The sequence below is a fragment of the Kitasatospora sp. NEAU-69 genome (genome assembly GCF_057158765.1).
In genome coordinates this window covers 165,864-172,685 of sequence record NZ_JBWXUE010000006.1, presented here as the reverse complement: position 1 = coordinate 172,685, position 6,822 = coordinate 165,864, and the positions used below count along the sequence as shown (strand labels likewise).

Genomic DNA, 6,822 nt, shown 5'->3' with positions numbered 1-6,822 from the left:
TCGGCACGGAAAAAAACGGGTGGTACCCCGGGCGGCTGTTTTCTCCCTTCCCCCCGCACCCGTCCACAGGCGGTCGGTGCCACTGCTCGTCACCTGCCCCGGATGCCGGGCCGGGGCGTTCGTCCTACGCTCGGGACAGTGCCCGTCCGCATCTTGGAGGCATCGTGTTCCAGATCATCTGGATCCTCATCATCGGCCTCGTGCTCGGCCTGCTGGCCAGGATGCTGCTGCGCGGGCCGCAGGCGATCCCGCTCTGGCTGACCGTGCTGCTCGGGGCCCTCGGGGCGCTGCTGGGCAACGCCGTGTCGGGGTGGATCGGGGTCCGGCACACCTCGGGGATCGACTGGATCCGGCACATCCTGCAGATCCTCTTCGCGGTCGTGCTGGTCGGCACGATCAGCCCGATGTGGGGCAGACGCAAGGTCAGCAGGTAGGGCCCCGGGCACGCGGCGACGACGGCGGCGGTCGGGGCAACCCGGACCGCCGCCGCCGTCATGCCGCGCCAAGGCCCCCCGGCCCCGGGCCCGGCTACTCGTTGCGGGCCGTCTCCGGCCCGGTGATCCGCTTCAGCAGCGGCAGCGTCCCGGCGATCACCGCGAGCGAGGCCGCCAGGCCGGCGACCACCATCGCGTAGTACGTCACGCCCGGTGCCCGCAGCGAGTAGCCGAACTGCGCCTGCAGGAAGAGCTGCGCGGCCAGGAACCCGAAGCCGATCGCGACGGCCGCGACGACCAGCAGCGGGACGGCGCTCTCCAGCAGCACCACCCGCCGCAGCACGGCGAGCCGCACGCCGGTCAGCCGCAGCAGGCTGAACGGGCGCTTGCGGTCGCTCAGGCCGCCGGCCACGCTCACCGCCAGGCTGCACCCGGCGATCGGCAGGCTGACCAGGATCACGATGTCGGCCAGTTGCTGGTATCCCGTCAGCACTGCCTGCCGCGAGCTGCGGTCCTCGCCGATGGTGAGGGGGACCTGTTCGGTGGGATAGGTGGTCGCGAGCAGCGTCCGGGCCTGCTCGATCGCCGACGTCGACCCGTTCGTCCCCACCACCACGCTCTCGACCGGCAGGCTCACCAGCTGTTGCGCGGAGATCGCCGCGGCCGGCCAGACGGTGGGCCAGGTGCCCAGTTCCTTGAGCCCGAAGGCGTCGAAGAACGGTGAGACCGAGGCCGCCTCGGCGCCGGCCGGGCAGGTGCTGAAGACCGGCATGGTGGCCAGCTGTGCGCACGAGGCCAGGCCGGCCTTGAGCGCGTTGCTGTCGGTCTGGTCTCCGAGCGGGGTCGGGGTGCCGAGCGGATTGGTGTGGACCACCGTCACGCCGGTCACGCCCGGTATCCCCTGGAGCTTCGCCAGTACCGGATCGGGCAGCGGGGCGGCGGGGGCCTTCGGGCGGCCGTCGGGCGTGAGGCCGTTGAGGTAGCTGGTGGTCACGGTGCTGCGCACCGTGTCGCTGCCCGCCGGCAGAGCTCGTTCGGCGACCTGGGCGTCGATCACCCCGACCGCGCCGCTGGTCACGCAGAGCGCCAGGATCAGCCCGCTGACCGCGCGGAAGCCGGCCTTGGGATCGTCCGCGAGCCGCCGCCCGGCGACCAGCAGGGCGGGCCGGCCGGTGCGCCGCGCCAGCAGCCGGGCGCCGACCATGGTCAGCCACGGCCCGGCGATCACCAGCCCGCTCATGATCAGCAGGATGCCCGGCACGTACGCCGCGATCTGCCCGTTGCTGGTCGGGGGCCGGCGGCCCACGAAGAACCCGAGTTCGGCGACGCCCAGCGCCAGCGGGATCACCCGGTAGACGCGCGGCGGGCTCGGCGTGACCCGCCGGGTGACGCCGAGCGGGGAGATCTGCACCCGGCGCAGCGCGATCCGGGCCGCGACCGCCGCAGCCACCGGCACGCCGAGCGCCGCGATCAGCACATCGCGCAGGCCGAGCGAGAGATCGCCGAGGAAGAACGGCGTCTTGGTGAAGTTGACCATCAGCACCAGTGGCCGGGCCAGGAAGAAGAGCACGAAGCCCAGCGCGCTGCCGACCACCGCGGCGACCGAGGACTCGACGGCCGAGAGCGCCGAGATCTGCTGCGGCGTCGCACCGACCAGGCGCATCGCGGCGAAGCGCTGCTCCCGGCGGGCGGCCGAGAGCCGGGTCGCGGTCCCGATCAGGATCAGCACCGGGAAGATCAGCGCGACCGCGGTCACGGAGAGGATCAGCTTCATGCCGTCGGGGTTCTCGCCGACCAGGCAGGCTCCGCAGTCGCCCGGCGACAGCGCCGAGATCGCGGTGATCCGGTGCACGTGGGGGTTGCCCGCGAGCTGGTCGGGGGTGTGGCCGATGACGATGATCAGCGAGTTCGGTCCGGGCAGCGCCGCGGGGCCGATCGTGCCGATCTGCCGGCCGGGGTAACGGTCGCCGAGTTCGGCGGCCGGGGTGCCGGCCAGCAGCTTGCCGAGCGCCGGTGAGGCGTAGAACTCGCCGGGGCCCGGCAGGTGCGGGATGCCCGGCGGGACGGGCGAGTTCGGCCCGGTCACGGCGACGTCGACCCGGCCGATCGGCTGGTCGTTGAACACGTCGCGCTGGATCGTCCACCAGACCGGGTCGGCGTTCGGCGCGGCAGCCGCGGCGGGGGCGCCGAGCCCGGTGTTGAGCCAGGCGTTGCGGTCGTTCTGGGTCTTCGTCGCGTTGATCGCGGCCAGCACGCTGAGCAGCATCGCGACGCCGACCGCCACCGCGCCGGCGATCAGGACCAGCCGGGTGATCGCCTCCCGGCCGCCGCTGACCGCCAGCCGCAGTCCGAGCCGGATCACCGGGCCACCCGCTCGGTCCGCCCGGCCGGTCCCGCAGCCGGTCCGGTCGCGGGAACGGCCGAGAGCGAGGTCACCTTGCCGTCGCGGACCACGACTTCGCGGTCCGCGCAGGCGGCCACCCGTGGCTCGTGCGTCACGATGACCACCGTGGTGCCCTCCTCGCGGGCGGCGGCGACCAGCAGGTCCATCACCTGCTCACCGGTGAGCGAGTCGAGCGAGCCGGTCGGCTCGTCGGCGAACAGCACGTCCGGCCGGGAGACCAACGCCCTGGCCAGCGCGACCCGTTGGGCCTGGCCGCCGGACAGCTCGCCGGACCGGCGGCCGCCCAGCCCGTCCAGGCCGAGCCGCCCGAACCACTCCCGGGCCTGCGCAAGCGCGCTCGCCCGGCGGGCACCGCCGAGCAGCAGCGGCATCGCGACGTTCTCCTCGGCGGTCAACTCCGGTATCAGCTGGCCGAACTGGAAGACGAAGCCGAACCGGTTACGGCGCAGCGCGCTGCGCTCGTTCTCGCCGAGCCGGTCGATCCGGCGGCCGTCGAAGCGGATCTCCCCGCCGTCCGGCGTGAGGATCCCGGCCAGGCAGTGCAGCAGCGTCGACTTGCCCGAGCCGCTGGGGCCCATGATGGCGAGGATCTCGCCGGCGGCCACCGCCAGGTTGGCGCCGCGCAGCGCCGGCGTCTGGCCGAAGGAGAGCGTGACGTCGCTCGCTTCGACGATGAACTCCTGTCCGCCCACGCCCTGTTCACCGTTCGCGCTCACTGGCCGACCTCCTCGGCGAGCGGGCCCAGCCGGGCCGCGGTCTGGTCGATCCAGCGCAGGTCGGCCTCCAGGTGGAACAGGCCGTGGTCCGCGAGCAGCCGGTCGACCAGCGAGCCGCTGCGCCGGATCTCGGTCAGCTCGCGCATCCGCTGCAGGTGCGCGGCGCGCTGGGCGTCCAGGTAGCCCGCGGCGTCGCGCCCCAGCATCAGGGCCAGCACCACCTTGGTGAACAGCACGGTCTGCAGGTGCGGTTCGGCCTCGGCCGGTTCGGCCAGCCAGGACTGCAGCTCGGTGGCGCCGAGATCGGTGATGACGTACCGCTTGCGGTCCGGCCCGTCGCCCGGCTCGACCTCACCGATCACCACCTTCCCGTCCCGGGCCAGCCGGCTCAGGGTCGAGTAGACCTGCCCGGGCGGCAGTGGCTTGCCCCGCCCGAAGAAGGCGTCGTAGTCGCGCTTGAGGTCGTAGCCATGGCTCGGAGCTCGCTCGAGTAACCCGAGAAGGGCGAGAGGGACTGTCATACCTAAGTATCTACACTCGGTATCTACTGCCAGTCAACACTCAGTATCTACTGCGTCGGCATGGGACCGGCCCGGAAGTTGACGCCAGGTCAGGCGGCGGGTGCGGTGGCCTGGGTCCGGTCGGACCAGCGGACGACCGGGGGGATCAGCAGGCCGGCGGTGAGGAAGACTCCGCCCATCAGCAGCCAGCCCGGTGCGCCCCAGGTGATGCAGAGGAGGCCGAGGACCGATGGGCCCGCTGCGTCGGCCAGGCCGCTGCCGAGTCTGGTCAGGCCGGCGTACTGGCCCTGGGCGTGGGCGGGGGCCAGGTGGTAGGAGAGCTCGAACGAGCCGGATGCCTGGAGGATCTCGCCGATCGTGAAGACGGCCGCGCCGAGCAGGATCACCAGCACGGCGAGCCGGCCGGTGAGGCCGGCGGCCAGGCCGAACAGGGCCATGCCGGCCAGGAACGCGACGCCCGCGCGGCGCCAGGCGCGGGCGGCGGTGGTGGCGCCGTCGATGCCGCGCCCGGCGCGGACCTGGAGTGCCACCACCATGCAGCAGTTGAGTAGCGCAGTCATCCCGACGAACCAGCGCGGCACGTGCGTGTGCCCGACGATCCAGAGTGGCAGGGCGAAGAGCATCACATCGCCCTGGAGCGAGGTGATCGCGTTCAGCACGGTGAACGCGAGGTACGGGCGGTCGCGCAGGGCCGGCCAGCGGCTGCTCCCCGGCGGCGCCGGCACCGGCGGGACGGACGGCAGCCGGCTGACCACGGCCGCGCTCGCCAGGAAGCTGAGCGCGTTGCCCAGCACCAGGCAGACGTACGCGGCGTGGGTGTCCGCCTGGACGACGAGCGCGGCCAGCAGCGCGCCGATGCCCGAGGCGAGGTTGACGGTCGCCCGCAGGTAGGCCCGGAACCGGGCCGGGCGCTCGCCGGCCAGGCCGCGGTTCAGCGGGGCGCGGGCCGCCGAGCTCGCCGACCCGGCGAGCTCGGTCAGCGAGACCACGGCCACGAAGAGCCAGAACGTGTGCACCAGGACCAGCGCCGCCATCGCGACGGCCTGGACGGCCAGCGTCAGCAGGTAGACCTCGCGCGGGCCGCGCCGGTCGGCCAGCCGTCCGATCGGCATGCCGGAGAGCAGCCCGACCAGCGCGCCGATCCCGAGCCCCAGCCCGACCCGCGTCACCGACAGCCCGACCGACCTGGTGAAGAAGAGCGCGGCGCTGATCATGAAGACGCCGCTGCCGATCTGGTTGACGAACGTCGCCGTGGCGAGAGTGCGCCGCGGGCCGCGTTCGAGCAGCAGGCCGCGGGCCACCGGCCATGACTGCCGGCCGGGCCGGTCGGGCTGCTCGGGCTGGTCGGGTCGGGCGGGCCGAGCGGAGGTATTCGCGTTTATGTCATTCGCCTTTCTCTCATCTTTCTCTCATCGAATGGTGCGACCTCGGAGTATGGAGTCATCGCAGCTCTGACCGGAAGTCATAAAGAGAAGGGGGAAAGTCACAGGCGGCACGGGAACGACCCGGCAGGAGGCCGCGTTGGGAGATATGAGAAACACCGCGGGTAAGGGATGCGGAAATTCGGTGAATTCAGGGCATTACCGGGCAGATGCCACGCAGTCCCGGCCCGGTTCACCCTGCTTACACCGACCACAGCCTGACCACGCGATGATGAGAACCGAACAGGTGGGCGGCCGCGCCCATACAGATCACAGCAGGGAGACGACGTGCGGGACGTGATGGCTGGTGCCGGTGAGCCCGAGGACTCGGGGAACCGGACCGCGGTCTCCGCGCCGGACGAGCCGGGACCGCCGGCGGGGCAGACCGCGGGGCAGACCGCGGGGGAGACGGCCGGCGGGTGGCGCAGCTGGGGCCGGCGGAACGGGTCCAAGCGGCCGTCCGGTCCGGCGAAGCGGCGCCCGTTCTGGCAGGAGCTGCCGATCCTGCTGGTGATCGCCCTGGTGCTGTCGCTGGTGATCAAGACCTTCCTGGTGCAGGCCTTCTCGATCCCGTCCGGCTCGATGGAGAACACGCTCCAGATCGGCGACCGGGTGCTCGTCGACAAGCTGACCCCGAGCTTCGGCGCCAAGCCCTCACGCGGCGAGGTGGTGGTCTTCCACGACCCGAACGACTGGCTCTCCGACGAGCCGGCGCCGCAGCCGAGCAGCAACGCCGTGGTGCGCGGCTTCCAGGACGCGATGAGCTGGATCGGCCTGCTGCCGGCGGCCAACGAGAAGGACCTGATCAAGCGGGTGATCGCGGTCGGCGGGGACACCATCAGCTGCCAGGGCACCGGGCCGGTGTACGTGAACGGCAAGGCGCTGGTCGAGCCGTACATCTACCCGGGTGCGACGCCGTGCGGCGACCACAACTTCGGGCCGTTCAAGGTGCCGGCCGACTCGATCTGGGTGATGGGCGACCACCGCAACGACTCCAGCGACTCCCGCTACCACATGTACGAGCCGGGCGGCGGTTCGGTGCCGGACAAGGACGTGATCGGGCGCGCCGTCGCCGTCGCCTGGCCGGTCACGCACTGGAAGACGCTCCCGCTGCCGGACACCTTCTCGCAGCCGGGCATCGGCACCCAGGCCGCCGGGGCACCGACGCCGGCGCCCGCCGCTGCGCAGCCGGCCGCCGCCGTGCAGCCGAGCTCGCTGCCGGTGCCGCTGAACAGCCCGGCCGCGGCAGGCCTGCTCGGCGCCGTCCCGCTCACGCTGCTGTACCGGCGCCACCGGCTGCGCCGGAAGTAGGGCCCGTCGGGAGAG

Annotated in this window: 6 protein-coding genes; 2 read left to right on the top strand and 4 right to left on the bottom strand. The window is 72.5% G+C overall.

The features are described from left to right. Positions 1–221: 221 nt before the first annotated feature. Positions 222–434, top strand: a complete 213-nt coding sequence (locus AC060L_RS09555) for a GlsB/YeaQ/YmgE family stress response membrane protein (RefSeq protein WP_483798260.1) — start codon at positions 222–224, stop codon at positions 432–434. Positions 435–528: 94 nt separating this feature from the next. Here AC060L_RS09555 and AC060L_RS09550 read toward each other — a convergent pair whose 3' ends face one another. From AC060L_RS09550 to AC060L_RS09535, 4 genes are all read right to left on the bottom strand, one after another. Then, complete coding sequence (locus AC060L_RS09550; protein WP_483798167.1) at positions 529–2,796, bottom strand: ABC transporter permease; 2,268 nt, start codon at positions 2,794–2,796, stop codon at positions 529–531. After that, positions 2,793–3,554, bottom strand: a complete 762-nt coding sequence (locus tag AC060L_RS09545) for an ABC transporter ATP-binding protein (protein WP_483798166.1) — start codon at positions 3,552–3,554, stop codon at positions 2,793–2,795. Before AC060L_RS09545 ends, AC060L_RS09550 begins: the two co-directional genes overlap by 4 nt. Further along, a complete protein-coding gene (locus tag AC060L_RS09540; protein WP_483798165.1) occupies positions 3,551–4,075 on the bottom strand; it encodes a PadR family transcriptional regulator in 525 nt (174 codons plus the stop codon). Before AC060L_RS09540 ends, AC060L_RS09545 begins: the two co-directional genes overlap by 4 nt. 89 nt (positions 4,076–4,164) lie before the next feature. Next, the gene (locus tag AC060L_RS09535; RefSeq protein ID WP_483798164.1) at positions 4,165–5,376 is read right to left on the bottom strand and encodes an MFS transporter; all 1,212 of its coding nucleotides are present in this window, start codon (positions 5,374–5,376) and stop codon (positions 4,165–4,167) included. 408 nt (positions 5,377–5,784) lie between these two features. Here AC060L_RS09535 and lepB point away from each other — a divergent pair, with 408 nt between their 5' ends. Beyond that, a complete protein-coding gene (lepB, locus tag AC060L_RS09530; protein ID WP_483798163.1) occupies positions 5,785–6,807 on the top strand; it encodes a signal peptidase I in 1,023 nt (340 codons plus the stop codon). Positions 6,808–6,822 lie beyond the last annotated feature (15 nt).

What these genes read in the sequence shown, in the direction of transcription:
- AC060L_RS09555 (WP_483798260.1), top strand. Translation starts at nt 222, where the DNA reads ATGCTGCTGCGCGGGCCGCAGGCGATCCCGCTCTGGCTGACCGTGCTG.
- AC060L_RS09540 (WP_483798165.1), bottom strand. Translation starts at nt 4,075, where the DNA reads ATGACAGTCCCTCTCGCCCTTCTCGGGTTACTCGAGCGAGCTCCGAGC.